Source organism: Microvirga sp. 3-52, from assembly GCF_018383585.1.
Classification (GTDB): Bacteria; Pseudomonadota; Alphaproteobacteria; order Rhizobiales; family Beijerinckiaceae; genus Microvirga.
In genome coordinates, this window is the sequence record NZ_JAHAMK010000011.1 from 126,463 (window position 1) to 152,844 (window position 26,382).

The following is a 26,382-nucleotide window of genomic DNA, read 5'->3' on the forward strand; positions in this document are numbered from 1 at the left end:
GATCGAATCAACCATAGGCACCATATCATCCCAAGGCTTGATTCCCTTGCCTCCAGCAGGTAGCCGACCTTCATGGCCATTGATACCCCGCACATCGTCTCGCCCATCGCCGTCTTCGACCTCGATGGAACCCTGGCAGACACGGCCGGCGACCTCGTCGGGACCCTCAACGTGATCCTCGAACGGGAGGGGCTCGCCTCCCTGCCGGTGGCGAAGGCGCGCGACATGATCGGCGCAGGCGCACGGGCTCTGATCGAGCGCGGCTTCGAGGCCGCCGGCAAGGAGCTGACGCCCGCCCGTCTCGACGAGCTGTTCCGGCAGTTCATGGTCCATTACGGCGAGAACATCTGTGTCCGGACGCAGCTCTATCCCGGTGTGGCCGCGGCCCTGGACCGGCTGGAAGAGGCTGGCTTCATCCTGGCCGTGTGCACGAACAAGGTCGAGGAGCATTCGGTCAAGCTGCTCGACGAGCTCGGCATCGGCCATCGCTTCGCGGCCAATTGCGGCCGTGACACGTTCCCCTATTTCAAGCCCGATCCACGCCACCTGACCCGGACCATCGAGCGCGCCGGCGGAAGCCCCGCCCGGGCGGTGATGGTCGGCGATTCCCGGACGGATATCGTGACGGCGCAGAATGCCGGCATTCCCGTGGTCGCGGTCCCGTTCGGCTATACCGACGTGCCGGTCGATGAGCTGGGCCCCGATCTCGTCATCGATCATTTCGACGATCTGTTCGCCGCCGTGCAGGCCGTCATGAGGCCGCTGGCGGCCTGACGAGCAGCATGGATCGTGCGCGCAATCGCGTGCACACGGAAAAGTGAAGCTTGGCTGGTCAGGAAGGAATGGTGGGCGCGACAGGGATTGAACCTGTGACCCTTCGCGTGTGAAGCGAATGCTCTCCCGCTGAGCTACGCGCCCTGACAAGGGCCTTCTAAAGGCGCAGAACCCCCGGCGTCAAGCCAAAGAAGCGGAGCCCCCGTGAAGTATTTTGTTTCGCGAATTGTGGCACCGTGACTTTAACCGGTTGCTTACGATGTGACGGAAATGAGGCATTTCTGCACTAGGATTTTATAGCAGAGCCTTGATAAAGCTTGGATCCGAAGCGGGGCTGTTGCGTTGAGCAATGGCAGGACCTGCCATCAACCATGTTTTATCTGAGGCAATAATGGGACGCACTCGCGTTGCTCTCTCCGGGCTCGTCGGCGCCTTCGTCGCCCTTGCGACGCCGGCTGCGGCATTTACGGCAATCGATCCTCTCACCCGCCAGCCGCTCTACAGCGCTGAAGAGGCCCTGAAGGCCCAGGCCGCGCCGGTTCCGCGGGAGGTCGTCACCTTCACCGGCCGCTACGCCCCCGGCACCATCGTCGTGTCGACCAGCGAGCGCCGCCTCTGGTTCGTGCTCGGCAACGGTCAGGCCATTCAGTACGGCGTCGGCGTGGGCCGTCCGGGCTTCACCTGGGCCGGCAGCCATTCGGTCACCATGAAGCGCGAGTGGCCGGACTGGCGCCCGCCGGCGGCCATGCTCAAGCGCCGCCCCGACCTGCCCCGCCACATGAAGGGTGGACCGGACAATCCGCTCGGCGCCCGCGCCCTCTACATCGGCAGCACGATCTACCGCATCCACGGCTCGAACGAGCCGGAGACCATCGGCGAGGCCGTCTCATCGGGCTGCATCCGCATGACCAACGACGATGTGACGGACCTCTATAACCGCGCCAGGGTGGGCGCGCGGGTGGTGGTTCTTCGGTAAGGGAGAGCCTCACCGGTCATGGCCGGCCTTGTGCCGGCCATCCCGATCATGTGGGGCGCTGAGCCTTTCCAGTCGGGATCACCGGCACAAGGCCGGTGATGACGGGCAGAAGAGAATTTCTCACCGCACCCGGTCCCGCGACAGCCCCTTGGCCGCGAGCTCATCGAGATAGGCCTGCCACTTCTCCGCCTGCTCGGCCCCGAGCCTGTAGAGATAGTCCCAGCCATAGATTCCGCTGTCGTGCATGTCGTCGAAGACGAGCTTGACGGCGTAATTGCCGACCGGCTCCACGCCGACGATCTCCACCTCCCGCTTGCCCGGCACCGTCTTGCGCTCGGCAGGGCTGTGACCCTGGACCTCGGCCGAAGGGCTCGTCACCCTTAAGTATTCGGCCGGCAGGTCGAAGGCCGCGCCGTCGTCGAAGGCGATGCGCAGGCTGCGCCTGTCCTTGGCAAGGCGGAGTTCCGTCGGCCAGCGCTCGGAGGTCATAGGCCCCGCCCCCTTTTCAGGTCTGCGATGTCACCCTGGAGCCTCGGACCCGAAAGTGGATCCGCACTTCTTCGATCCATCCGATGCTTCCTTCTTCGATGAGCACATCGTGCGGAAAACCGGATCCACTTTTCCGCACGATGTGCTAAGTGCTTGAGGATCGAGTTGAAGGCAAGCTTTCGCGCGAACAAGGATTTCTCCACCATGGGAGCCTTCCCGGCTCATCCCGAGAATTCCGAGACCGGCCGGTCCCTCCTGGACCCGTTTGGCCGGGGGATCACCTATCTTCGCGTGTCGGTGACCGACCGCTGCGATTTCCGCTGCGTCTATTGCATGTCCGAGGACATGGCCTTCCTGCCCAAGCGCGACCTGCTGACCCTGGAAGAACTCGACCGGATCTGCTCGGCCTTCGTCGACCGGGGCGTGCGCAAGCTGCGCATCACGGGCGGCGAGCCCCTGGTGCGGCGGGACATCATGACCCTGTTCGGCTCCCTGTCCCGGCACCTGGACTCCGGCGCCCTCGACGAACTCACCGTCACCACCAACGGCTCGCAGCTCGCCCGCCATGCCAGGGACCTCGCCGCCTGCGGCGTGAAGCGGATCAACGTGTCGATCGATACCCTCGACGCCGACAAGTTCCGCCGCATCACCCGCTGGGGCGATCTGACCAAGGTGCTGCAGGGGCTCGATGCCGCGCAGAATGCCGGCCTCAAGGTCAAGATCAACACCGTCGCGCTGAAAGGCGTCAACGAGGACGAGATCGTGTCCCTGCTCGAATGGGCGCATGGCCGCGGCATGGACCTGACCCTGATCGAAGTGATGCCTTTGGGCGAGATCGACGGGCAGCGCATCGATCAGTTTCTGCCCCTGTCCTTGGTTCGTGCCCGCCTGGCTGAGCGCTACAGGCTAGAGGATCTGGCGGATCGCACCGGCGGGCCTGCACGCTATGTGCGGGTGAAGGAGACCAGCGGACGGCTGGGCTTCATCACGCCGATGACCCACAATTTCTGCGAGAGCTGCAACCGGGTGCGCCTCACCTGCACCGGCCAGCTCTTCATGTGCCTCGGCCAGGAGGACGCCGCAGACCTGCGGGCACCCGTGCGCGCCTCCGAGAGCAACGAGCTTCTCGAACGGGCCATCGTCGATGCCATAGCCCGCAAGCCCAAGGGTCACGACTTCATCATCGACCGGCGCCACGCCCGCCCGGCGCTGAGCCGCCACATGAGCGTGACAGGGGGCTGAGCGCTTTTCGATGAGTATGAGAGTTTGGATGTTCGCGCGAAGGCCGGCGATCCTTGCGGGCCTGCTGATCGCGCTCGGGAGCCATGGGAGCCTTGCGCAGGATCCCGCTTCCGTGCCGAAGCCCACGATCCGCGTCGCCGTTGAGGGCGCCTATCCGCCCTTCAACTTCATCGATGCCAACAATGAGCTGCAGGGCTTCGAGGTCGAGCTTCTCAAGAGCGTCTGCGACGCGATGAAGGCCACGTGCGAGCTGGTGCCCCATCCCTGGGACGGCATCGTCAAGGGGCTTCTGAACGGCGAGTACGATGCGGTCATGTCGTCGCTGGAGATTACGGAACGGCGCCAGAAGCGGATTGCCTTCTCCGATCCCTACTATCGCATCCCGGCGGTCTTCATCGGCTCCAAGGAGACGGCCCCCGGCGAGACCACGCCCGCCGCGATGGCCGGAAAGAAGATCGGCACCATCGAGCGCACCGATCACGAAGCCTATCTCAAGACCTTCTACAAGGATTCCGAGATCGTTCTCTTCGCCAAGCCGGAAGAGGCCAATCTCGACCTTCTCGTCGGGCGTGTCGATGCCGTCTTCGCCGACGAACTGCTCCTCTCCAAATTTCTGGAAAGCCGCGAGGGGGCCTGCTGCCACATCCTCGGCGATGCGCCCGCGGAGCCCGCCTATAAGCGCGAAGCCTACGGCATCGGCCTGCGCAAGGAGGACGAGAGCCTTCGCGAGCAGTTCAACTGGGCCATCGCACAGGTAAAGGCCGATGGGACCTACGACCGGATCCGCGCCAAGTATTTTTCCTTCGACATCAAATAGAGAAATTTGACGCCCTCTCACGTCATGGCCGGGCGTGTCCCGGCCATCCCGATTGTCTGAAGCGATGCGCTTTTCTCAATCGTCATCACCGGCACAAGGTCGGTGATGACGCGGGAGGGTTTGAGCATTCTGAAGATCGAGTGCGGCGCACAGACCAAAAATCCACATCAGCAAAAAACCAGGTCCACTTTTCCGCACGATGCGCTAGAACCGGCGGAACATTCAGGGAGCAGACGATGGCGAAGGTTGCATTCCTCGGACTCGGCGTGATGGGCTATCCCATGGCACGCCACCTCAAGGCGAAGGGTCATGAGGTGACGGTGTACAACCGCACGGCGGCGAAGGCGGAGCAGTGGGTGTCGGAGAACGGCGGTCGCGCCGCCAAGACGCCGCGCGAGGCGGCCGAGGGCCAGGAGATCGTGTTCGCCTGCGTCGGCAACGACGACGATCTGCGCCAGGTGACGCTCGGACCCGACGGCGCCTTCCACGGCATGGGCAAAGGCACCATCTTCGTCGACCACACCACCGCTTCGGCCGAAGTGGCGCGCGAGCTCTACGCCGCCGCCACGGAAAAGGGCTTCGCCTTCATCGACGCTCCCGTCTCGGGCGGCCAGGCCGGCGCGGAAAACGGCGTTCTGACGGTCATGTGCGGTGGCGATGCGGAGATTTACGCGAAGGCCGAGCCGGTGATCATGAGCTTTGCCCGCGCCTGCCGCCTCTTGGGCTCCGCGGGCTCCGGCCAGCTGACCAAGATGATCAACCAGATCTGCATCGCCGGTCTCGTGCAGGGCCTCGCCGAAGGCATCCATTTCGGCAAGAAGGCCGGCCTCGACATCGAGGCGGTGCTCGAGGTGATCTCCAAGGGCGCGGCCGGCTCCTGGCAGATGGAGAACCGCGGCAAGACCATGAACCAGGGCAAGTTCGATTTCGGCTTCGCCGTCGACTGGATGCGCAAGGATCTGTCCATCGTGCTGGGCGAGGCCCGTAAGAACGGCGCCAGCCTTCCGGTCACGGCCCTGGTCGACCAGTTCTACGCCGACGTGCAGAAGATGGGCGGCAAGCGCTGGGATACGTCGAGCCTAATTGCCCGGCTCGACAAATAGTCTCGCGCGCTCTCGTTCTAAAGCTCGAAGCCGAAGCGGCGGGACCTCGCGGTTCCGGCGCTTTCGTATCAGCGTCCTTGTTCCATGCAGGGCCGCCCGGGCCGGCAACGCTCCGTGTTGCCTCCGCCCTGGCGCCCGCCGGACGGCCCGGGACCGGGACGGATCTGCGGCCTCTCGAAATCACGGCCGGGGCGAGGCTGAAGTGATGGGCGCGGCGGCTCGCGNTGTTGCCTCCGCCCTGGCGCCCGCCGGACGGCCCGGGACCGGGACGGATCTGCGGCCTCTCGAAATCACGGCCGGGGCGAGGCTGAAGTGATGGGCGCGGCGGCTCGCGGAAGGCGCGTTCCTCCCGAGGTGCGTCCATGCGCTGGACCGGCCTCGGCTGAAAGGCGGGCGCGGCCGGACGCTCACGCTCGAATCTCTCCCCTGCGGCCGGCCGCTCGCGCTCGATCCGCGGACGGGGCCTTTCGCCGGCCCCGCGATAATGGCGCTCTTCCGGTGGCGGCAGCATGAACGCCGGACGACCGGCCACGGGGGCGGTCCGTTCGGGCCTGATGCGCGGATCCGGACGATTGAGGTCGCTCGTTCCGGGCCGCGGACGCTCGATTTGCGGTCTCCCGGGCCGGGCCGGCCGCGGGAGGATTTCGTTCCCCTCGAGGCGCGGATCCCGTGGGCGGGCGGCATCCCGCACGGGAGCCTCCGGACGAAGCGTCCGGGGTTCGGAATCGCGCCCGCCCGGACGCAGGCCGCGCGGCGCCTCCGGGCGCGCAGCCGACTCGCCCATGTCGGACCGGCCTGGACGAGGCCGCTCCTGAGGCACGTTCACGAGGGGGATCGGGCGCGCGGGAATGCGACCGGGGCGAACCTGCGGCGGATCGCCGGGGCGAGCGCCTCGATCCCCGCGCGGTGTCCTTGGAGCAACCGACACCGGAATCGGCCGGATCGGCGCGGCAAGTCCGGGCTGGCGCGGGACGACCGGCGGCTCGGGACGGAGGCCCCGGCGCGGACGAGGGCCTCGGTCGTCGCCCATGAGGGCGCCGAAGATCGGCGGGGCCGCCACCGGAATGGCGACCGGACCGCGCGGCGTGACCGGCGCGATGGGCTGGTAGAACGAACGGGGCGGACGAGCACGCCCGGGAACCGGAATAGCCATCGGGATCGGCAGGACGCCCGCCATGATCGGCGGTGGCGGAGGCTCGCGGATGATCGTGACGAACTCCTCGTCCTCCTCCCATCGCGGAAGAAGATAGGCCGGCGCCCGGGGCGGCGGCACGTCGCGGATGATCGTCACGACCTCCACCACTTCGACCCGCTCCACCTCGGGCAAGGGCGGAGGCAGGTCCCCGTAGACGACCTCCTCGAAAGCCGCCGGAGGAGCATAAGGGGCGGACATGCGCGCGAGACGGCGCCGGCTGTCCGGCGCGTGCGGGCCGCTCGGGTAGCGGCGCAGATAGGTCCAATAGGCCTCCCGCGTGTTGTTCGCGACCGTGCGGCGCCAGACCACGGCTTCACGGCGGGCGGCGAGGAGCGCCGTCACTCGGCGGGCGAGGCGATGATCCGGATGGCGGCGCAGGAAAGCCTGATAATCCTGGATCGTGTCGCGCTCGACGGCGATGGCATAGGCCTCCTCGGCCGGCATCTCCTCGATCCGGCGCACCTCCCGCACCAGCGGTGCGGCGGCCGCTTCCGCATGCTCGAAGAACGCGAAGGAGGCCTGGCCGAGATTGGCCGAATGCCACGGAATCTGCTGGCCGTTCGTCGACTCGTGGGTCCGAAGCCGCGTGCGGGCAAAGACCTCGTCAAGCGCCATGCCCGGCTGGCGGATCATCTCCGCCAGCGCCGTCGCATAGGCGCCATAGGGCCCGGGCCCATCGGCGGCGGCGATGTTGGGGGCCGAGGCGAACGCCATCAGGAACCCGGCAGGCGGTTCCATGAGGGCAAGCCCCTTGGCGAGCGGTTCGCCCGCGGGACCGAGCGGATAATCCCGCGCCATGTCGGCGACGATCACCCGCACCTGGGCGGGGCTGCGCTCGAGGGAGCGGACGAGGTCGGAGAGCCGGAACCCCTCGATCGGCACGTCAACATCGCGCTCGATGCGGGCATCAATCGGCAGCAGGTAGTTCTCGCCTTCGAGCTGGACCCCGTGGCCTGCCAGATAGACCATCACCGTTGAGCCGGGCTCCAGGTCCTGAGCCTTGTCCAGAAAGTCGCGAACGAGGCTGCGCAGATCGCTGGCGCCGAGACCGCGGCCCTGAATCACCTCGAAGCCGGTGCTGGTCAGGGTCTGGGCGATCAGCCCTGCATCGTTGACGGCGGTCGGAAGCGCGCGGCCTCCATAGGCGCCCTGCCCGACCACGAGCGCGAGACGATCCTCGGCGGACGCCATGGACGCCGGGCCGATGGCGGCCGCAACGGCAAGGCCGAGAAAAGCGACAGCACGTTTCAGACGAGACACGGTTCACGCACCTTTCCACCCGCCTTGCGGGTCTTCACGAACAGAAAAGGTCAAGGCAGTTGAATGGTCCGTGAACAAAACGGGACAATCGACGCGCTTTCGAAACTCTATTCTATCCGTCATGACCGGGACGAGCTCGGTGATGACGTCGAAGGGGAACGTGCAGGGAGGCTACGAGGGCAACCGTCACCGCCGGGTCATCGTCAGATAGACGATGAAGGCCCCGATGGCGACGGCGAGGCCCATGAGCACCATCTGACGCGTCTCGCCCGTCAACGCCGCATCCCGGTACATCTGATTGAGCCGCTCGGCCCGTTCCGGATCGCGCGACATGAAGAGCCCGATCACGATGCTCAAAGTGGCAAGGCCGAGAATCCAGTAGGTGGGGCGCATCGGGTTCTCTCCTTATCGTCCCGAGAACCGGGGAGCGCGCTTCTCGCGGAACGCCGCGACGCCCTCCATGAAGTCGTCGCTCGATCCGGCCTCGGCCTGGAGCCTGGCTTCGAGATCGAGCTGCGTTTCCAGGTCGTTGGCCAGGCTCTGCGCCACCGCCTGCTTGGTGAGGCGGTACGCGAGCCCCGGGCCGGCCGCGAGGCTTCCCGCGAAAGCCGCCACATCGACTGCGAAGGATGCGTCGTCGAATACCTTGTAGACGAGGCCCATGCGCTGGGCGTCCTCGGCCGAAACGGCCTCGGCGCTCAGCATCAGGGCGAGCGCCTGCTTGGGGCCGACGAGGCGCGGCAGGATCCAGGTGCCGCCGGCATCCGGGATCAGGCCGATCTTGGAAAAGGCCTCCTGCAGATAAGCCGAGCGCGCCGCCACGATGATGTCGCAGGCGAGCGCGATGTTCATGGAGGCCCCGACTGCGGGGCCGTTCAGGGCGGCGATGATCGGCTTCGGGTAGTTGGAGAGCCGGAGCACCAGGGGGTTGTAGTCGCGGGTGAGCGCGGGCCCCAGATCGATGCGGCCCTCCTCGTCGCGCTTCAGGTCCACCGTCAGGTCCTGCCCCGAGGAGAAGGCCCGCCCCTCCCCGGTCAGCACCACCACACGCACCGACTCGTCCCGTTCGCACTGGTCCAATGCATCGCGCAGGTCCGCATGCATGGCGGCGTTGAACGCGTTCATCCTCTCGGGCCGCGCGAGCGTAATCGTCGCGACCGGTCCATCGACGGTGCAGCGCAGGGTGGTCGGGCTCATGCCTCAAGCTCCTTGTCGTCGAGCTTGAACATAGTACGGATCTGGAACCGGAGAACCCGGAAAAGCCCCGTTCAGACTAAGGACGGATGCTTTCGCCGCCGCCCCGATCAATCCACGAGGCGCATCTCTCCCAAGGCGTCGCGTCAAAGACCGGCTGGTTGAGAAAGCTCCAGGCGGGCGCTCAGCTGGCTCTCCAACGCTGCCCGACTGAAGGTTTCCCCTATGCCTTTGATTTCGTATCGGGGCTCCTCGCCTCCGGAGGGCAGCAGCTTGGTGACGACGAAAGCTCCTGTCCACGGGCCAAAAAAGCGTTTGGCCGTGAATGTCACATGCTGTCCACGCGCATAAAGATAATCGGACACGAGTAATTCCTTTCGAGATTCGGATGAGGTTTGGTGCAAAGCCGCCCGGTGGGCGGTTTCGGTGATCAGAGAACGATCATGAAGAAGATGCCGAAGCAGAAAATGACGGCGAGCGCGGCGAGAATGAGCGATGTTCGTCCATTCTCCGTCAGAAGCGATCTACGCTTGATCATGGCTGCTAATGTCTGAACGGATGAGCCTGCTCGTTCTTGTGCTGGGCTCTGCGCGGCAGGCTTGGCCACGGAACAAGGTCGAGATTGGCAGGCTCGTTCATGCCGCTCGCATCAGGAAAGGCTGACGGACCAACTTCCCGGAAGGCGCTCGACGGCGAAGCGTCCCGGCCGAGTTCGTCTTCGCCGGCCACGCAGTCACACGGCCGGGCGGCGGATCGTATCTGATACTGCGGCTCGGAATGTCTCGAATCCAGGCAGCCGACGATCGTGTAAGGCTGCCTGCGGACGAGATGAGGAAAACGCTGCTCCGTATAAAGAACATGATCTCCAACAGCGTAATGGTGGGCTCTCATGGGGTTCACTCCTTCATGATGTCCGCGCGGCAGGCCGCGATGCACGGTGGACGTTCACCCCTGTGGCCGGCGCCGAGTCGAACCGATCAGAGCTGCCGGTCCGAATTCCAGATCTCGACGTCCTGAGCCGCCACCTCGCGATCCAGTCCGTACTGCTCCTGCACACGGTCGATCAGCTCAGCTTTCGTCTTGATTTGCGCGAGGTCCGACATGGACAGGCGATCCCATTTGGCCTGGATCTCACGCATATTGTACCCTGCAAATATATGGTCGTCTTCAATTTGTGGCATGAAATTACCTAGAATGTATCTTGATAACGGCCATCAAGACTTATCGTTCCAAAATATTTCTAGGCCTCTACATTAGAATATCTGTGGCTAGATCCAGCCTTTAACCAGATTTCTATTTCATTATTATTTGTCCTGCCGGAGCTGAGCGCGAATTTCAGCTTGCAGCACGGGCAACAGCTCGGCCTCGAACCAGGGGTTTTTCTTGAGCCATCCGTTATTCCTCCACGACGGGTGAGGCAGCGGCAGGATGCGCGGCTTCTGCGGGTTTTCGAGGATGTCCTGCCAGCGCCGGACGGTCTGGGTCAGACCGTCCTTACAATCGTCGCCCAGATGCCACGACTGGGCGTACTGGCCGATCAGCAGGACGAGATCGAGATCGGGGAGCGCCTCGAAGAGCGGCCGGCGCCAGGCCTCGGCGCATTCCCGGCGCGGCCCCAGATCTCCGCCCTTGGCATCCTGCCCCGGAAAGCAGGAGCCCATGGGCACGATGGCGACCTTGCTGGCGTCGTAGAAGGTGGCCCTGTCGATCCCGAGCCAGTCGCGCAACCGGGTCCCCGAGCGGTCGTCGAACGGGATTCCGCTGGCGTGGGCCCGGGTTCCGGGTGCCTGGCTGGCGATGCAAAGGCGTGCCGTCGCGCTACCCTGAATGATCGGACGCGGCTCATGCGGCAGGGCGGTTCCGTAGCGCGGCGCATCGCGGCAGATCCGGCAGGCCTTCAATCGCGAAGCGAGTTCGTCGAAATTCGGAGAGGGATTCATCCCTGTCAGATGGGGTCGGGACGGTTTTTATTGAGAGAGAAAGCTTCGGGCGAAACGTCTCAGCACAGCCCGGCCGTGCTATTCCTCCGATTGCAGGCCCCTATGGGATCCGGCAGACGATGATACGCTCCTCACAGGGGCCTCGGCGTCGAACGGAGGACACATGAAGCCGCGTATTTCGGTGCTGACACTCGGCGTGGACGATCTGGAAAGAGCCGTTGCCTTCTATCGCGATGGATTGGGGCTCGCGACCGACGGCATCATCGGCAAGGAGTTCGAGCATGGCGCCGTCGCGTTCTTCGACCTGCAATCGCAGCTGAAGCTGGCGGTCTGGGAGCAGGACGACATCGCTCATGACACGGGCCTGCCGAAGACGGCGCGCTGTCCGACGGGATTCACCATCGGCCACAACGTCTCGAGCAGAGGCGAGGTCTATGAGGTGATGGAGCGGGCCCGCAGGGCGGGCGCCGCCATCTTCAAGGAGGCGCAGGACACGTTCTACGGCGGCTATGCGGGCTATTTCCAGGATCCGGACGGGCACGTCTGGGAGATCGTCTGGAATCCGGCCTTTCTCCCGGCGGATTGATCGAGGGAGCCTTCCGTCGAGATCAACCGCCGTGCGCGTGCTGCCGGCGCCAGTCTTGAGGCCGTTCGAACTCGCCCTCCCAGAGACCGGCCGAGCGGTGGCGGGCACGGGTTTCCTCATGGTCGTAGTCGCGTCCGTAGGAGACGGCCCAGCCGTCCTCCACCATGCGGGCGCCGATGTCCCGCCCGTTCACGCTGCAGCGGGCGAGAATGCGCTGGTAGCGGTCGCGGCCGGTGGCGCGGCAGCGCACATTCTCGCCGGAGACGAGATCGATCAGGAACCGGCGGGAGGTCTCGCCGCAGGCATAGGAACGGCCGGAGCGGGAGCATCGCTGCCCCATCTCCGGCGCGTCGATGCCTTTGAGGCGGATCCGGGCCTCACCGATGCGGATCGTGTCCCCGTCGGTGATCTGGGCCCTGCCCTCCAGCGTGCGTCCACTCGGCTTCAGCACGAGCCCGGCCCCGCCGGCGAGCGCCAGCGCAATCACGAGCGAAGTGATGCCGCTCGACCGGGAGCGGCGCCCGAACCGCCTCACGACAGGCGCTCGGAGACTCCCGCCTGCCCGAAGGTGGCCATGTCCCGATGAACCGCCGCCGCGGCTTTCACGAGACCGACGGCCAGCGCCGCGCCCGATCCTTCGCCGAGACGCATGCCGAGCGCCAGAAGCGGAACCTTGCCGAGACGGCTCAGCACGTCCTGGTGCGCACCTTCGGCACTCAGATGACCGGCGATGCAATGATCGATGGTCGAGGGATGGATGGCGTGCAGGATGGCCGCAGCGGACGTCGCCACGTAGCCATCGAGCACCACCGGAATCCTCTGCAGCCGGGCGGCAAGGATCGCGCCCGCCATGGCGGCGATCTCACGTCCGCCGAGGCGGCGCAGCACCTCGAGAGGATCCTTCAGATGGTCGCCATGATGAGCGACGGCCGCCTCGACCGCCGCGACCTTGCGCTTGAGGCCCTCGTCATCGACTCCTGTGCCGCGCCCGACCCAATGCTCGGCCGAGCCGCCATAGAGCGCAGTGTAGATGGCGGCGGCAATCGTCGTATTGCCGATGCCCATCTCGCCGATGGCGAGAAGGTCGGTGCCGCCGGCTATCGCCTCCATGCCGAAGGCCATGGTGGCGACACAGGATTTTTCGTCCATGGCATCGGCCTCGGTGATGTCCCCGGTCGGCATGTCGATGGCAAGATCGAAGACCTTGAAGCCCAGTCCGTAGGCCGCGCAGATCTGGTTGATGGCGGCCCCGCCCGCGGCGAAGTTCTCGAGCATCTGCCGGTTCACCTCGGACGGAAAGGCCGACACGCCCTTGGCCGTCACCCCGTGGCTTGCCGCGAAGACGCAGACGAGCGGACGGTCGACGCTCGGATTCGGCTTCGCCTGCCACGCGGCGAGCCACTCGGCGATCCGTTCCAGGCGGCCCAGGCTGCCGGGCGGCTTTGTGAGCTGCCGGTCGCGCAGCCGCACGGCCTCGACGGCGGCCTCGTCCGGACCGGGCATGGTCGTGATCAGACGGCGGATATCGTCGAAAGGTGAGGACACGGCATCAGACATGGAGGGCTCCGGCCCATGGGGCATTGCAGAACGCGAAGAGGCGTGACCTATAACGATCCATGCACGCGGGGTGAAGCATGTCGGAGCAATTTGAACGGGATGAGGCCGGGACCGGCGGTGGCTGGCAGGCGGTCGCGGTCGACCTCGCCCATTGCGTGCGCTTCTATTCCCGCCTTCCGGTGCCGGCCCTGCCTTTCGAGCAGACCCCCCATGCGCTGCCGAGCTTCCAGCGCCTGGTGCGCGTGATCCCGCTCGCCGGCCTGCTCATCGGTCTCGTGCCTGCCGCGGTGCTGGGCCTGGGCCTGATGCTCGATCTCGGTCCCTGGCTCGCTGCCATTCTCTCGGTGAGCGCCATGGTGCTGACAACCGGCGCCCTTCATGAGGACGGGCTTGCCGATACCGCCGACAGCTTCGGCGGCTCGACCCGCGAGAAGCGTCTGGAGATCATGCGGGACAGCCGGATCGGCTCCTTCGGCGCCTCGGCCCTTTTTCTGTCCCTGGCGCTCAGGATCGGGGCCCTCGCCACCCTGGCGTCCCGCATCGACGGCGCTGCCGTCATGGCGGCGATTCTCATGGTCGCCTCCCTATCCCGGACAGCGGGCCTCGTGCCCCTCGTCTTTCTCTCCCCGGCCCGTCTGGACGGCCTGTCGCAGGCGGTCGGACAGCCGGCGCGGGAGACGTTCTGGCTCGCGGCGGGGATCGCGGGCGGAATCGCGGTCGTTCTGGGGGCACTCGCCGGCCTGCCGCCGATGGGCGTCGCCCTGATGCTGATGCTCTCGGGGCTCTCGGGCCTTGCGCTCACCGGCTTCGCATCCCGACACCTCGGCGGCCAGACGGGGGACATCGCAGGCGCCGCCCAGCAGGTGGCGGAAATCGCTGCGCTGATCGGCCTCTTGACCGCCATCCGACCATAACGACATGAAGATGAGATGACCCGCGTTTCCAGCCCCTGCATCCGTGTCTGTATGCTCGATCCCGAAACAGGCCTCTGCGAAGGCTGCGGCCGCACGCGGGACGAGATCGCCAGCTGGTACCGTATCCCGGAGGAGGAGCGCCAGCGGATCATGGCCGAACTGCCCGAGCGAATGCGCGAGGCCTTCGCCCTCGAGTCGCCCTTCGCGCCTCAACCGGACAAGGCGGAGTGATGCCGGGAATTCGCGGCGCAGGTCTCCTTCTTCTGCTGGCCGCCCTCCTGGTCGGCCTCTTCGCCGATGATCCCGTAGGCGAGTTCTCGGCACTCGAAGCCGCAGGGCTGCTCGGCCTTGGCGGCCTGTCCCTGCTCATGGCCGATTCCATCGTCGCGGGTTTCTCCCGGCACTGGACCTATGGCGTGCAATCCGTCGCCATCAGCGGCGGCATCCTGATCGCCCTGCTCGTCACCTATGCGTCCCGGGGCGAGCTGCAGACCGTCATCGACCGCGCCATCGGCGACATCGCGGTCGGCCGCACCGTCGTCACCCCGGAGGGCGAGGTGGTGGCCGCGCGCCGGACCGACGGCAGCTTCATGGTGCAGGGCGAGGTCAACGGCCACGAGACCCGCTTCATCTTCGATACCGGCGCCAGCACCGTGGTCCTGCGGGCGGAGAACGCAACCGCCCTGGGCTTCAAGCCCGACAGCCTCGATTATTCCATCCCCGTCGCCACTGCCAACGGCGGCGCCCTCGCGGCTCCTGTCGTCATCGAGCGCCTGACCGTCGGCTCGATCACCGAGCGCAACGTCCGCGCGCTGATCGCCCGGTCGGGCGTCCTCCATGCCAATCTGCTCGGCATGACGTTTCTCGAGCGGCTGGGCTCTTACGAGGTCCGCGGCAACAGGCTGATCCTGAGAGCCAAGACAGGCCCTTGATCTCGTGCGGAGGCGGGGCCTGGGCCTCGCGAACGAGATGGGTCAGGATCGGTCCGACGCCGATCAGCGCTTCGCGCCGCAGGATACGGCCATCATCGACCCCGATCACGAATTCTGCGCCGTCCGTTTCGACATGTGTCCGCAACGCAGAAGCTGGCCACATGGGAATTGAAATGAATGAAAGACAGCCGCAACAGCAGTGTGAAGGAAACGCACGGACGTAGAGCCCTCCGCTTTCGCGGAGGGCTAATTTGCTTGTTACTGGAGCCCGATCGTCGAGCCGTCCTGCAGGATCACGGCCTTCAGCCGGATCGTGCCGGACGAGGCCTGACCAAGGTGCCCTTGGGCATCCTTGCCGTTGATGGTGAGGCCGTTCGCGACCTGAGCCGCCTGCGCAACAGATACCGTCGAGAGTCCGACGGCAATGACCAGGATGGCAGCGCATGAACGAGGAGACATGTACTTTTTCCTCTAAAGTGAATGAGCGGACGCCGGAGCTTGTCCGCAGGAGGGAGAATAAGGTGAATATTGTTACAGTAAAGCTTGAAGACAAGTATGTGTGCCGGTATCCGCAAGACACTGTGTGAATTTTCACATGGAACATACATTATGAGTTGTAGAAACAATTATAGATAGCAGAAGATTCATACTGAAAAACAATCGAGGCTGCCGACATTAATGATCTTCAACTTATAGTTAGGCGGGTCGCATGCTCCCTATTGTTTTCGTTGCACATACAGATCATGCGGTCGTGGAGCACCACGCCCATCTCCTCACCTGGACCATTCTGGGGCGCCGCGACCCTGACCAGATGCGTTGCAACGGAATGATGCTAAAAGCGGCGGGCAACGTCGGCCAATGAGATTGACCATTCACTTGCGGAGAGGAGCCGTCACGACGGATTGGTTGAAGATGAGAGCGCGCGGATCCGCCCGCATGGCGCCCTCGCTGCAGGCTTCCGGTCCCAGACGGCCCTTCAAGCGCGGGTAACGCTCGGCCAGTTGGTCGAGGGTGATGGCGTCGGAGATGCGCGGATGAGCGACGCAGACGGCTCCTTCGGCCCCCCAGGCCGCCTCGAACTCCATTCCGGCGGCGGTCCCGGGATCCTGAATCCCGAAGCGGTCGTAGAGGTTGATCAGGGTGCCGTTCCTCGTGCTCGGGCGGTCGTCGCCCCCGTAATCGGCACGGAGCAGGTGGATGCAGGCCTGGAGGAGGTCGCGCATCGGCACGCCCTCCTTTGTCTCCCAGGGACGATACCCGAACAGGACGCATTTGCCCTCGGCACCGCTGGTGCAGGTGAGATTGAAGCCGCCGTTCCCGTCCGGGAAGGCGAAGGCCGCCCGGCGCCCGCTCGGATCGGCATGGCAGAGATCGCCCACGCTCCCGTCGGCCTGGCGGACCGACATGCGATAGAGCGGCAACGGCGCGCGAAGAACGGTCCTGTCCTCCTCGAAACCGTCGATCCGGACCTCTACGTCCTGCTGTCCGCTGCCAAGGATCAACTTCAGCCCGATGAGGCCGTCCCGGCGCAGGACACGTCCGTCCCCCAACCTCAGGACGAGCTCGGTCTCCTCGAGCCTGATCTGCCCTTCGAGGGCGAGCACCCGCTGACCTCGCTCGAGAGCGAGCGCAAGGATCAGACCAGAAGCGATGAGAAACAATTTGCGCATGTATCGACGGCTCCCCTGGCGACCGGGGAGCCGCTCCTCGTCGACGGGCTTACTTGAGATGGACGCGATTGCCGTCCTTTAGGACAATGGTTCTGATCTGCACCGTGCCAGCGCCCTCCCGTCGTGCGAACCCATTGATCGTCATGCCATTTGCACTCAGGCCGTTGGCGCCATTCGGCGGTGGCCTTTCGTCGTCGATCTCGGCGAACCAGGCCTGAGCCTCGACGGTTGCCGTGAGCCCGAGCCCTAAGGCAAGGGCGGCTGATAGAGAGCGGATCTTCATGATGGCCTCCCATGATCGGCGGTGCCCATGTCGAAGCTGGGCCATTGCCGCCGCCACAATGGTAGGGCGAATAATGTTTCAGTAAAGACGCTTCATGTTATTAAGTATCATTAGGTGCGAAATGGCACATCACCTCTTCGGAAAAGGGCTTTCCGACAGTCGCCTCCGCGAATGTCAGCGGGCCGCATCCACGATCTTTGAAGAAGATCCGAGAGAAGGAATAAGCCTCCTCACCTGTTGAGGAGGCTCTGTGCTTCATTTCTGAATCACTTGATCAGCAGGACCTGCCCATCCGGCAAGGCAAGCGCCTTCAAGCTCAACCCGGCAGACTTTTCTATGCCGTTCACGCTGAGACCATTCACACTCAAGCCATTCACGCTCAGGCCGTTCACACTCAAGCCGTTCACGCTTAGGCCGTTCACGCTCAGGCCGTTCGCCGCCTCGAGTGCGCTTGCATCCGTCGTCACTGAAAGTCCGATCGCGATCATCAGAGCCGAAACATAAGACCAGTTGAACATGTTCTTTCCCTTCGCTGTAATTCTTAGGATTTATAATGGTACTTCCATGGCGGACTTGCATGTCACAGCAATTGCGGGAGTATCCGCAGGTAAAACAGAAACTATGGAAGAAGATCTTATGAAAAGAATGAGCCTCTCTCGCACGAGAGAGGCTCCTCGCTCCGTATAGTCACCATTCGATGACTGGAGCCTGATCATCCCGCAAGATGATCATCTTCAACTCAACTCAACGGGGGAGCTGTTCCGGGTAGCGAGCGGCGGGATAGACAGACGCAGGATAAATGTGCACCAGCATAATATTCCCCTTTGTCATTACTTTACGAGAGCTTCCCTAGAGACCATCTCCAGAGCCATTACAACTCTCGTAAGGGAGAATAAATGTGATAACGTTTTTGTAAAGCACTAAAACGAATGCAATATCATTTTGCAATCTTGAGTTCGTGAATACAACTTACGCTAAATATTAAACCGGCGCGCGCATATACCGTATGTTGAGTTTTGCCGTCCACCCAACTCTAGGTAAGAGGCAGAATGCTTAGAATCATTTATGTTATGTTATTACAATAATCGAGAATAATCGCTGATATCTCATAAGTATCAGTTGTTTATTGTCTGTGCCTCTAGGGAATCACGCTCTTGCCAACACCGAGTCCAGGCTGCGGCGTCGGATCGGCCTTCTCGGCCACCTGACGCAAGCAGGCAGAGCATCGCCCATGAGCGGGTCCGGCTCCCCGACCGCGGGCCTCAAGTTTGCCCGCGCGATGCTCTCACGGCACTGTCCGGGCTCGCAGTCGCGCCTCGCCCGGATGACGATACGGGCTTGCCCGAGCGATCAGGCCGCGTCCGCCGCTGCATTGGCCGGGACCAGGCGGTCCGCGGCTCGGGAGACATGCGCCACCGCGTCGCGAAGCGTGTCGAGGTTCGCTCCCGGTTTGACCGCTTCCGTCGCCAGGTGGCGGCGGTAGGCCCGCGCGCCCGAACGCCCGGTAAAGAGCCCCAGCATGTGGCGGGTGATGGTGTGAAGCCGCTCGCCCTTTTCCAGCTGTTCCGCGATATAAGGCTCATAGGCCTCCACCGCCTCGAAGCCGTCGGCCACCGGCGGTTCCTCGCCATGGAGCTCGCGGTCGACGCCGAGCAGGATCTCCGGCTCATGATAGGCGATGCGGCCCAGCATGACGCCGTCCACATGCTTCAGGTGCTCGTGGATCTCGGCCCAGGACTTGATGCCGCCGTTGATGGCGATGGGCAGATCGGGGCGGGCCGCCTTGAGGCGGTAGACGCGTAGATAGTCGAGCGGCGGGATGTCCCGGTTTTCCTTCGGCGACAGGCCCTGCAGCCAAGCCTTCCGGGCATGCACCGTCAGCTCGTCGCAGCCGGCCGCCACCACGCAATCGGTCAGGCGGTTCAAGGCCTCTTCCGTATCCTGGTCGTCGACGCCGATCCGGCACTTCACCGTCACCGGCAGGGAGGCGGCGGCCTTCATGGCCGCCACGCACTCCCCCACGAGCCCGGGCTCCTGCATGAGGCACGCGCCGAAGCGGCCGTTCTGCACCCGGTCGGAGGGGCAGCCGACATTGAGGTTGATCTCGTCATAGCCGAAATCGGCGCAGATCCTGGCGGATTGAGCCAGATCCGCCGGATCCGACCCTCCGAGCTGCACCGCCACCGGATGCTCAGGCTCGCTGAAGCCCAGCAGCCGCTCCCGCGGACCATGAACAACCGCCCCCGTGGTGACCATCTCCGTATAGAGCCGCGCCCGGCGCGACAGGACGCGATGGAACGCCCGGCAATGCCGGTCGGTCCAGTCCATCATCGGGGCAACGGTGAAAAACTTTTGGGTCATGCTCGGCAAAATGATCGGTCAGGGCTCGGGAGAAGGCCCTCTCATATGGGGATGACGGCCGCAAGGCAAATAGGCGTGAGCCTGCCGCGACATGGAGAGACGTGGCTTTGCCTTGGTCCTCATCGGCCTCGTGCCGGTGATCCCGATCCGTTAAGGCGCCGCGCTTAGCAGCATCGAGATGGCCGGCACAAGGCCGGCCATGACGACAGAGGGTGTGACAGGGTGATGGAACGCCGGAGAAGCTGCAAACTCCCTCGCCCACCTCCTCCCCGTCATCACCGGGCTTGACCCGGTGATCCCGATGGATTGAAGCGCCACGCCTCACAGGATCGGGATGGCCAGCACACGGGCGGCCGAGGCGGCGTTGAGGATTCTCAAACCACCCCCGCCACCTTCGCATCCAGCACGGACGCCGCCGCGCGAGGGTCGAGCTTCACCTGCAGGCCTCTCTGGCCGCCATTCATGAACACTTGCGTGTGCTCGAAGGCCGACTGCTCCAGGACCGTCGGGACGCGCTTCTTCTGGCCGAAGGGGCTGATGCCGCCGACATGGTAGCCGGTGATGCGCTCGGCGTCCGCGGGCTTCATCATCTGGGCCGCTTTGCCACCCAGGGCCAAGGCCAGCTTCTTCAGGTTCACTTCCTGATCCGAGGGCAGGATCACGCAGGCCGGCCTGTTGTCCACCAGCACCATCAGGGTCTTCAGCACGCTCGACGGATCGGCCCCCATGGCCGCGGCCGCCTGCAGGCCGATGCGCTCCGCATTCGGGTCGTACTCATAAGCATGAACCGAGAAGGAGATTCCGGCTTGCTGCAGGGCTAAGGTCGCGCGGGTGGTCTTGGACATGGTCGCAGAGCTTAGAGCCGATCAGTGATCGTGCTTGTGCCCGTGATGGTGACCGCAGCCGCATCCGGAGCCGTGTTCGTGATGATGCTCATGACCGTGGTCATGATGGTCGTGGCCGTGCTTATGGTCATGCCCATGATCGTGCCCATGGTCATGATGCTCATGGGTATGAGAATGGGCGTGGCTGTGGCTATGGCTCTCGCTGTGGCTATGGCCGTGACCGTGATGATGGTGGTGATGCCCGTGGTCGTGATCGCAGACATGGACGCTGCGCTCCGGCTTGAAGGGGCGCTCGACGGGTGTCGCGGTGCAGCCCTGCCCGCGCACGAGTTCGGCGACAGCCGGGTTGTTCTCGACGTAAAGGGCGTCGTTCGTGACCTCCACCAGGCCGTGCTGGCTGCCGAGGTGCCAGGCGAGGCGCGTGAGGCGCAAGGGATTCTCGGCCTTCACCTCCAGCAGAGGCTCGGGCGCGGCCATGACCTGGACGAGCTGGCCGTCCTCGAGCCGCAGGGCGTCACCGTCGTTGATGGTGGTTTCCATGTCGAGGTCGAGCAGGATGTCGGTCCCGCCCTCGGCTCTCAGCGTTCCCTGACGGCGGCTGCGGGCCTCGTAGGCGAGGGTGATCGTGGCGACGACGCGGTCCGCCTTCACGGCGGGTCTGCGGACGATGGTGGTGACACGGGGCATGGGCTGTCTCGATGAATGTCGGATGAGGCTTAGATAGGAGAGCGTCCGGCGGATCCCAGACTAGCGCACCGCGCGGAAAGCGGGATCCAATTTTCCGCACGATGCTCCCGAAGGAGACGAGCATCGGATTAATAGCTGATCTTGTCGTCCTTGTCCGCCCAGGCGTCGAACACGGCCCGGGCCTCCAGGCTCGGCAGGTGATCCATGGGCAGGATGCGCTCGGAGATGGGCTTGGGGATCTCGTCATAGATCAGGCTGTCGTCGAAGCCGATATCGGCGGCGTCCTGGCGGGTATTGGCAAAGACGATCCGGCTCACCCGCGCCCAATAGGCCGAGGCGAGGCACATGGGGCACGGCTCGCAGCTCGTATAGAGCGTAGCGCCCTCCAGGGAGTAATCCCCGAGCGCCTCGCAGGCGCGGCGGATCGCCGTGACCTCGGCATGGGCCGTCGGGTCGTTGGCGGAGGTCACCTGGTTCCAGCCCTCGGCCAGGACCTCGCCGTCGCGCACGATCACGGCGCCGAACGGGCCTCCGGCTCCCTTGTCCATATGCTCGCGGGACAATTCGATGGCGCGCGCCAGATGGCGCTGATCGTCGGTCTTCATGGTGCTCATGGGGACTTATGTATCGTTTGAGGCGGCGGGAGGCGAGAGATTTCCACGCTGTCATTCCCGGTCTTCGGGCCGTTGGGGTGTGATACTCTCCCATCATCACCGGCCTTGTGCCGGCCATCCTGACTCTGTGAGGCGCCGCGCTCTAAACAATCGGGATCACCGGGACAAGCCCGGTGATGACGGGGAGGAAGTGGGACTACCTGATTTTCTCTCGAACCTGCAACAGCTGCGCCGTTACGGACGCGGCGATGACCGCCGGGTCCTTGTTCGCGATCCCGGGCAGCCCGATGGGGCAGACGAGCGAGCGGATTGTCTCCTCCGTCAGTCCCAACTCGCGAAACCGCTTCTCGAAGCGCGCCCGCTTCGTGGCGCTGCCGATGAGGCCCACATAGGGGAAACCCCGCTTCAGGGCCGCCGCGGTGATCGCCATGTCGAGGGGATGGTCGTGAGTCATGACCAGAATGAGGGAGCCCGGCCTGGCCTCCGCAAGTTCGGCCTCCGGATCCCGCATGCGGACCGCCTTCGCGTTCGCCGGAAGATGGGCGGGGAAAGCATCGTCCCGGTCGTCGAGCCAGCGCACGGCGAAGGGCAGAGGCGCGAGCGACAAGACCAGCGCGCGGCCCACATGGCCGGCGCCGAAGATGAGAACCGGCGTGCGGGCCTCGCCATGGATCTCACGCCAGCCGGTCCAACGGTCGTCACCCACGGCAGAGGAGAAGTCACGCTTCACACGCCCCTCCTCCATCCGGCACTCGACCTCGAACAACCCGCCTTCGGCTTCAGCCTCCACGAGTGGCCCGAGATCTTCGAGATCCCGTTCGTCGAAGATCTCGATCAGGATCTTGACCCGGCCGCCGCAGCATTGGCCGAGATCGGGCCCGAGCGCCTGATCGACGATCCGCGCCGGTCCGCGCCCTGCCCGCAGCATCTCGCGGGCGATGTCGAGCATGCGGAATTCGAGCTGACCGCCGCCGATGGTGCCGTGGAAAGCCCCATCGGGCCGCACGACCATGCGCGCGCCGGCCTCCCGGGGTGCGGAGCCTTTCACGTCATGCACGGTGATCAGGGCGGCGGCTCCGTGCCGCGTCACGAAATCGGTGACCTGGCGCCAGACGCTCACCCCATCGGCCTCCCGTGAAGCGCCTCGCAGGCGCGCAGGATCGCCTCCGGCGTTGCCGGTGCGTTGAGCGGCACGGGCTTCGACGGATCGAGCGCGTGGATCGCATCGGCGAGGGCGCAGAACACGCTGTTCGCCAGCATGATCGGCGGCTCGCCCACGGCCTTGGAGCGATAGATCGTCTCTTCCCGGTTCTCGTTGGGATAGAGTGCCACGTTGAAGTCGGCAGGTACGTCGGAGGCGACCGGGATCTTGTAGGTGGAGGGAGCGTGGGTGAGCAGATGCCCTTCCTTTCCGAACACCAGTTCCTCGGTCGTCAGCCAGCCCATGCCCTGCACGAATCCACCCTCGATCTGGCCGATGTCGATGGCCGAATTGAGCGAGCGGCCCACATCGTGGAGGATGTCCGTACGCAGCAGGCGGTTTTCGCCGGTGAGCGTGTCGACGATCACTTCCGAGCAGGCCGCCCCATAGGCGAAATAGAAGAAGGGCCGCCCCATGCCCTGCTCGCGGTTCCAGGTGATCTTCGGCGTCTTGTAATATCCCGCCTCCGAGAGCTGCACGCGGGCCGCGATGCATTTCTTCGCCAGCTCATCGAAGGACAGGCTCTGGTTGCCGATGAAGACCCGGTCGTCGCGGAACGCGATCTGCTCTTCCGGAACGCCATAGGCCTCGGCCGCATAAGCGATCATGCGTGTCTTGATAGCACCCGCCGCGATGCGCGCCGCCATGCCGTTGAGATCCGAGCCGGACGACGCCGCCGTCGGCGAGGTGTTCGGCACCTTCGCGGTGGTCGTCGCGGTGATGCGCACCCGCTCCATGGCGATGCCGAATTCCTCAGCCACCACCTGCGCAACCTTGATGTAGAGCCCCTGCCCCATCTCGGTGCCGCCATGGTTCAGATGCACGGAACCGTCCTGGTACACATGCACCAGGGCACCCGCCTGGTTCATATGAGTGAGGGTGAAGCTGATGCCGAATTTCACGGGCGTGAGCGCCAGCCCACGCTTCATGATCGGCGAGGAGGCGTTGAAGGCCGTGATCTCCTCGCGGCGCACGCGATAGTTTGAGGTCTGCTCCAGCGTTCGCACGAGGTTGAGGAGCGTCTCCGTCTCCTCGACCTCCATGCCGTAGGGCGTGATGTTTTCGCCGGGTCGGTAGAAATTGGCGTAGCGTACATCGAGCGGATCGCGGCCCGTCGCCCAGGCGATCTGGTCCATCACGTGCTCGATGGCGAGCATGCCTTGCGGGCCGCCGAAGCCGCGGAAGGCGGTGTTCGAGACCGTGTTGGTCTTCAGCCGCTTCGAGGCGACATGGACGGCCGGCAGCCAATAGGCGTTGTCCGCATGGAACATCGCCCGGTCGACGACGCCGCTGGAGAGATCCGCCGAGTAGCCGCACCGGGCCAGGAGATCGACCGCGTAGCCCTGGACGCGACCTTCTTCGTCGAAGCCCACGCTCCAGTCGCAGCGGAAATCGTGGCGCTTGCCGGTGAGGATGAAATCGTCGTCCCGGTCGAGGCGCAGCTTGCATGGCCTCCCCGTTACGCGCGCCGCGAGGGCTGCGGTGACGGCCCATTGCGTCGCCTGGCTTTCCTTGCCGCCGAAGCCGCCGCCCATGCGGCGCGTCTCGCAGGTCACGTAGGCATCGGGAATGTCGAGCACGCGGGCGACCACATGCTGCACCTCCGTGGGATGCTGGGTCGAGGAATAGACATGGATGTCGCCGTCCTCGCCCGGGATCGCCAGGGCGATCTGGCCTTCCAGATAGAAGTGCTCCTGCCCGCCGACGCGGAACCGGCCTTCCAATTTCTTCGGCGCCTGCGCGACCGCCGCATTCGGATCGCCGCGGCCATAGGCATAGTCCGGCAGCACGGTCTCGCCCCGTTCCAGCGCATCCTCGACCGTGATGCTGGGCGTCTCGGCTTCGATCTCCATCACGGCCTTCTTGACGGCGCGGCGCGCCACGTCGCGGTCCGTCGCGACGACGGCGAAGAGGGCTTGGCCCAGAAAGCTGATGTCGGTGCCGACGAAGAGCGGATCGTCGCCGAAGGCGGGCGACACGTCGTTCTTGCCGGGGATGTCGGCGGTGGTGAGCACCGCCACGACGCCCGGCACGGCGCGTACCGCCGATACGTCGAGGGAGACCAGTCGTCCGCGGGCCTTGGGCGATTGGCCGATGGCGATGTGCAGCGTGCCCTCGGGCTCGCGGAAATCGTCGATGTATTGCGCGGAACCCTGAACGTGCTTGACGCCGGAATCGTGCGGCAGGGGCTGGCGGACATGACGGAGGGCTTCCGCATCCATCGTCGGTTTGGCGGGTGCGTTCATGGCCTTACTCCGCCGCTTGAAGCGCTTCGCGCCGGCCGACGATCCGGGTGGCCCGCGTCTCGCCCGACGCTGTTTCGCTCAAGGCCTTGAACACGAGATTGCGCGCCACCGTCGAGCGATAGACGGAGGACGCCCGGTGATCGTCGAGAGGCTGGTAATCGCGCGCGATGGCCGCCATGGCCTCGCCCCATGACGAAGGCTCATCCAGCGACAGGCCGATCAGCGCCCGTTCCGTCTCGATGGCGCGCTTAGGCGTTCCCGCCATGCCCCCGAACGCCACGCGAGCGTCCGCGATGCGCCGCCCGTCGAGGGTGAGCTTGAAGGCGCCGAGGGCCGCCGAGATATCTTCGTCGAAGCGCTTCGAGATCTTGTAGGCGCGGAAGGTCTCATTGCTTTTCAGCTTCGGCACCCTCACCCGGCGCACGAATTCGCCCGGCAGGCGATCCTGCTGGCGATAGGCGATGAAGAAGTTTTCGAGCGGCAGGGTGCGGATCGTCTCGCGCTGCCGCAGCTCCAGCTCCGCGCCGAGCGCGATGAAGACCGGCGCGAGATCGCCGATGGGCGAGCCGTTGGCGATGCTGCCGCCCACGGTGCCCGAGGCGCGCACCTGCACCGAACCGAACCGGCGCATGATCTCGCCGAGATCGGGATCGATCCGCGCCAGCGACGGATGGATTTCCGTGTGAGTCACGGTCGCGCCGATGCCGAGGACATCGGAGGCTTCTTCGATGGCATCCAGCCCTGCCACGCGCCCAAGCCAGATGACCTTGTCGATCTCCATCATGGCCTTGGTGATCCACAGCCCCACATCGGTGCAGCCGGCGACCAGCGTCGCATCCGGGTGCTGTGCGTAGAGCGCTGCGAGCGAAGCTTCGCTCGCGGGCGCGGCGAAGAAGCGGGTGTCGCTCCCGATGAAGACGTCGCGGCCGTCGGCAAGGCCCATGAGCCCCTGCGCGGTCTGATCGCTGCATGCGGCGAACACATCGTTCGGCTGTTGATGGCAGGCCTGAAGGGCGGCATCGACGATCGGGCGATAGCCGGTGCAGCGGCAGAGATTGCCCGCAAGCGCATCGTTGACGGTCTCGCGGCTCAGGGGCCGCTCGCCTTCATGATAGACGGTGAAGAGGCTCATCACGATGCCGGGGGTGCAGAAGCCGCATTGCGACCCGTGCTGCGCCACCATGGCGGATTGGACCGGGTGCAATTCCCCGCTCGCGGACAGATCCTCGACGGTGACGAGCTCCGCCCCGTCGATCTGGCCGAGCAGCAGGATGCAGGCATTGATGGGCTCGTAATGCACGCGCCCGCCCCTCAACCGGCCCAGCGCCACGGTGCAGGCGCCGCAATCGCCCTCCGCGCACCCCTCCTTGGTGCCGACACGACGCTCCTGAAGCCTCAAGTAATCCAGAAGCGTGGTGCGCGGGTGAAAACCTGAAACCTCGACTGCCTGTCCGTTCCGCCAGAAGCGGATTGCTGCACGCCTCAAAACCGTCCTC

General features: G+C 64.9%; 29 protein-coding genes and 1 tRNA gene. 9 read left to right on the forward strand and 21 right to left on the reverse strand.

What is annotated here, in order from left to right; translation table 11 throughout:
• Positions 1-72 precede the first annotated feature (72 nt).
• Complete coding sequence (locus KHP60_RS11210) at positions 73-774, forward strand: HAD family hydrolase (protein WP_213563975.1); 702 nt, start codon at positions 73-75, stop codon at positions 772-774.
• Between the two features lie 69 nt (positions 775-843).
• On the opposite strand, the gene KHP60_RS11215 is transcribed toward KHP60_RS11210, so the two are convergent.
• Positions 844-918: transfer RNA gene (locus KHP60_RS11215), tRNA-Val, on the reverse strand.
• A 247-nt stretch (positions 919-1,165) separates the two neighbouring features.
• Between KHP60_RS11215 and KHP60_RS11220 the strand changes: the two genes are divergently transcribed.
• Positions 1,166-1,750, forward strand: coding sequence for a L,D-transpeptidase (locus tag KHP60_RS11220; protein ID WP_213563976.1), 585 nt, complete (start codon positions 1,166-1,168; stop codon positions 1,748-1,750).
• A 120-nt stretch (positions 1,751-1,870) separates the two neighbouring features.
• On the opposite strand, the gene KHP60_RS11225 is transcribed toward KHP60_RS11220, so the two are convergent.
• Complete coding sequence (locus tag KHP60_RS11225) at positions 1,871-2,239, reverse strand: gamma-butyrobetaine hydroxylase-like domain-containing protein (protein ID WP_213563977.1); 369 nt, start codon at positions 2,237-2,239, stop codon at positions 1,871-1,873.
• Positions 2,240-2,443: 204 nt separating this feature from the next.
• Between KHP60_RS11225 and moaA the strand changes: the two genes are divergently transcribed.
• From moaA to KHP60_RS11240, 3 genes are all read left to right on the forward strand, one after another.
• On the forward strand, positions 2,444-3,481 hold the full coding sequence (gene moaA, locus KHP60_RS11230) for a GTP 3',8-cyclase MoaA (RefSeq protein WP_213564015.1): 1,038 nt from the start codon (positions 2,444-2,446) through the stop codon (positions 3,479-3,481).
• A gap of 28 nt (positions 3,482-3,509) precedes the next feature.
• Positions 3,510-4,298, forward strand: a complete 789-nt coding sequence (locus tag KHP60_RS11235) for a transporter substrate-binding domain-containing protein (RefSeq protein WP_213563978.1) — start codon at positions 3,510-3,512, stop codon at positions 4,296-4,298.
• A 236-nt stretch (positions 4,299-4,534) separates the two neighbouring features.
• Positions 4,535-5,401 (forward strand): NAD(P)-dependent oxidoreductase, encoded by an 867-nt coding sequence (locus tag KHP60_RS11240; protein WP_213563979.1) that lies wholly within the window; start codon positions 4,535-4,537, stop codon positions 5,399-5,401.
• Here KHP60_RS11240 and KHP60_RS11245 read toward each other — a convergent pair.
• From KHP60_RS11245 to KHP60_RS11270, 6 genes are all read right to left on the reverse strand, one after another.
• Entirely contained in the window at positions 5,307-7,856 is a 2,550-nt protein-coding gene (locus KHP60_RS11245; protein ID WP_213563980.1) for a caspase family protein, read from the reverse strand. The two genes, KHP60_RS11240 and KHP60_RS11245, sit on opposite strands and share 95 nt — an antisense overlap.
• A gap of 186 nt (positions 7,857-8,042) precedes the next feature.
• Positions 8,043-8,249 (reverse strand): hypothetical protein, encoded by a 207-nt coding sequence (locus KHP60_RS11250; protein WP_213563981.1) that lies wholly within the window; start codon positions 8,247-8,249, stop codon positions 8,043-8,045.
• Between the two features lie 12 nt (positions 8,250-8,261).
• The gene (locus KHP60_RS11255) at positions 8,262-9,053 is read right to left on the reverse strand and encodes an enoyl-CoA hydratase-related protein (protein WP_213563982.1); all 792 of its coding nucleotides are present in this window, start codon (positions 9,051-9,053) and stop codon (positions 8,262-8,264) included.
• 143 nt (positions 9,054-9,196) lie between these two features.
• The gene (locus tag KHP60_RS11260) at positions 9,197-9,415 is read right to left on the reverse strand and encodes a hypothetical protein (RefSeq protein ID WP_213563983.1); all 219 of its coding nucleotides are present in this window, start codon (positions 9,413-9,415) and stop codon (positions 9,197-9,199) included.
• 612 nt (positions 9,416-10,027) lie between these two features.
• Complete coding sequence (locus KHP60_RS11265; protein WP_213563984.1) at positions 10,028-10,189, reverse strand: hypothetical protein; 162 nt, start codon at positions 10,187-10,189, stop codon at positions 10,028-10,030.
• 165 nt (positions 10,190-10,354) lie between these two features.
• Entirely contained in the window at positions 10,355-10,990 is a 636-nt protein-coding gene (locus KHP60_RS11270; RefSeq protein ID WP_213563985.1) for a uracil-DNA glycosylase family protein, read from the reverse strand.
• A gap of 163 nt (positions 10,991-11,153) precedes the next feature.
• Here KHP60_RS11270 and KHP60_RS11275 point away from each other — a divergent pair, with 163 nt between their 5' ends.
• The gene (locus KHP60_RS11275) at positions 11,154-11,576 is read left to right on the forward strand and encodes a VOC family protein (protein ID WP_213563986.1); all 423 of its coding nucleotides are present in this window, start codon (positions 11,154-11,156) and stop codon (positions 11,574-11,576) included.
• Between the two features lie 22 nt (positions 11,577-11,598).
• On the opposite strand, the gene KHP60_RS25160 is transcribed toward KHP60_RS11275, so the two are convergent.
• Entirely contained in the window at positions 11,599-12,111 is a 513-nt protein-coding gene (locus KHP60_RS25160) for a thermonuclease family protein (RefSeq protein WP_213563987.1), read from the reverse strand.
• Entirely contained in the window at positions 12,108-13,133 is a 1,026-nt protein-coding gene (gene cobT, locus KHP60_RS11285; protein WP_213563988.1) for a nicotinate-nucleotide--dimethylbenzimidazole phosphoribosyltransferase, read from the reverse strand. The genes KHP60_RS25160 and cobT overlap by 4 nt, the downstream gene beginning before the upstream one ends.
• 77 nt (positions 13,134-13,210) lie before the next feature.
• On the opposite strand from cobT, the gene cobS reads away from it, so the two are divergent.
• From cobS to KHP60_RS11300, 3 genes are read left to right on the forward strand one after another with little or no spacing between them, the layout of a single operon-like run.
• Positions 13,211-14,047: an adenosylcobinamide-GDP ribazoletransferase gene (cobS, locus tag KHP60_RS11290; protein WP_213563989.1), complete on the forward strand. Its 837-nt coding sequence runs from the start codon at positions 13,211-13,213 to the stop codon at positions 14,045-14,047.
• A 15-nt stretch (positions 14,048-14,062) separates the two neighbouring features.
• Complete coding sequence (locus KHP60_RS11295) at positions 14,063-14,278, forward strand: DUF1289 domain-containing protein (protein WP_213563990.1); 216 nt, start codon at positions 14,063-14,065, stop codon at positions 14,276-14,278.
• A complete protein-coding gene (locus KHP60_RS11300) occupies positions 14,278-14,979 on the forward strand; it encodes a TIGR02281 family clan AA aspartic protease (protein WP_213563991.1) in 702 nt (233 codons plus the stop codon). The genes KHP60_RS11295 and KHP60_RS11300 overlap by 1 nt, the downstream gene beginning before the upstream one ends.
• Before the next feature lie 258 nt (positions 14,980-15,237).
• On the opposite strand, the gene KHP60_RS11305 is transcribed toward KHP60_RS11300, so the two are convergent.
• The 11 genes from KHP60_RS11305 to xdhA form a co-directional block, all read right to left on the reverse strand.
• Positions 15,238-15,438 carry a hypothetical protein gene (locus tag KHP60_RS11305; RefSeq protein WP_213563992.1) on the reverse strand — a complete coding sequence of 67 codons (201 nt, stop codon included), beginning with the start codon at positions 15,436-15,438 and terminating at the stop codon, positions 15,238-15,240.
• Positions 15,439-15,851: 413 nt separating this feature from the next.
• Positions 15,852-16,649: an ADYC domain-containing protein gene (locus KHP60_RS11310; protein ID WP_213563993.1), complete on the reverse strand. Its 798-nt coding sequence runs from the start codon at positions 16,647-16,649 to the stop codon at positions 15,852-15,854.
• Between the two features lie 49 nt (positions 16,650-16,698).
• Positions 16,699-16,932: a hypothetical protein gene (locus tag KHP60_RS11315; RefSeq protein ID WP_213563994.1), complete on the reverse strand. Its 234-nt coding sequence runs from the start codon at positions 16,930-16,932 to the stop codon at positions 16,699-16,701.
• A 266-nt stretch (positions 16,933-17,198) separates the two neighbouring features.
• Positions 17,199-17,420, reverse strand: a complete 222-nt coding sequence (locus KHP60_RS11320) for a hypothetical protein (RefSeq protein WP_213563995.1) — start codon at positions 17,418-17,420, stop codon at positions 17,199-17,201.
• 862 nt (positions 17,421-18,282) lie between these two features.
• Positions 18,283-19,293, reverse strand: coding sequence for a tRNA dihydrouridine(20/20a) synthase DusA (dusA, locus tag KHP60_RS11325; protein ID WP_213563996.1), 1,011 nt, complete (start codon positions 19,291-19,293; stop codon positions 18,283-18,285).
• Positions 19,294-19,667: 374 nt separating this feature from the next.
• The gene (gene ybaK, locus KHP60_RS11330) at positions 19,668-20,138 is read right to left on the reverse strand and encodes a Cys-tRNA(Pro) deacylase (RefSeq protein WP_213563997.1); all 471 of its coding nucleotides are present in this window, start codon (positions 20,136-20,138) and stop codon (positions 19,668-19,670) included.
• Between the two features lie 21 nt (positions 20,139-20,159).
• On the reverse strand, positions 20,160-20,825 hold the full coding sequence (locus tag KHP60_RS11335; RefSeq protein WP_213563998.1) for an urease accessory protein UreE: 666 nt from the start codon (positions 20,823-20,825) through the stop codon (positions 20,160-20,162).
• A 128-nt stretch (positions 20,826-20,953) separates the two neighbouring features.
• Entirely contained in the window at positions 20,954-21,439 is a 486-nt protein-coding gene (locus KHP60_RS11340) for a nucleoside deaminase (RefSeq protein ID WP_311924939.1), read from the reverse strand.
• Between the two features lie 196 nt (positions 21,440-21,635).
• The gene (gene xdhC, locus KHP60_RS11345) at positions 21,636-22,559 is read right to left on the reverse strand and encodes a xanthine dehydrogenase accessory protein XdhC (RefSeq protein ID WP_213563999.1); all 924 of its coding nucleotides are present in this window, start codon (positions 22,557-22,559) and stop codon (positions 21,636-21,638) included.
• Entirely contained in the window at positions 22,556-24,886 is a 2,331-nt protein-coding gene (xdhB, locus tag KHP60_RS11350) for a xanthine dehydrogenase molybdopterin binding subunit (RefSeq protein ID WP_213564000.1), read from the reverse strand. Before xdhB ends, xdhC begins: the two co-directional genes overlap by 4 nt.
• A gap of 4 nt (positions 24,887-24,890) precedes the next feature.
• Positions 24,891-26,372, reverse strand: a complete 1,482-nt coding sequence (xdhA, locus tag KHP60_RS11355; protein WP_213564001.1) for a xanthine dehydrogenase small subunit — start codon at positions 26,370-26,372, stop codon at positions 24,891-24,893.
• Positions 26,373-26,382: the final 10 nt, after the last annotated feature.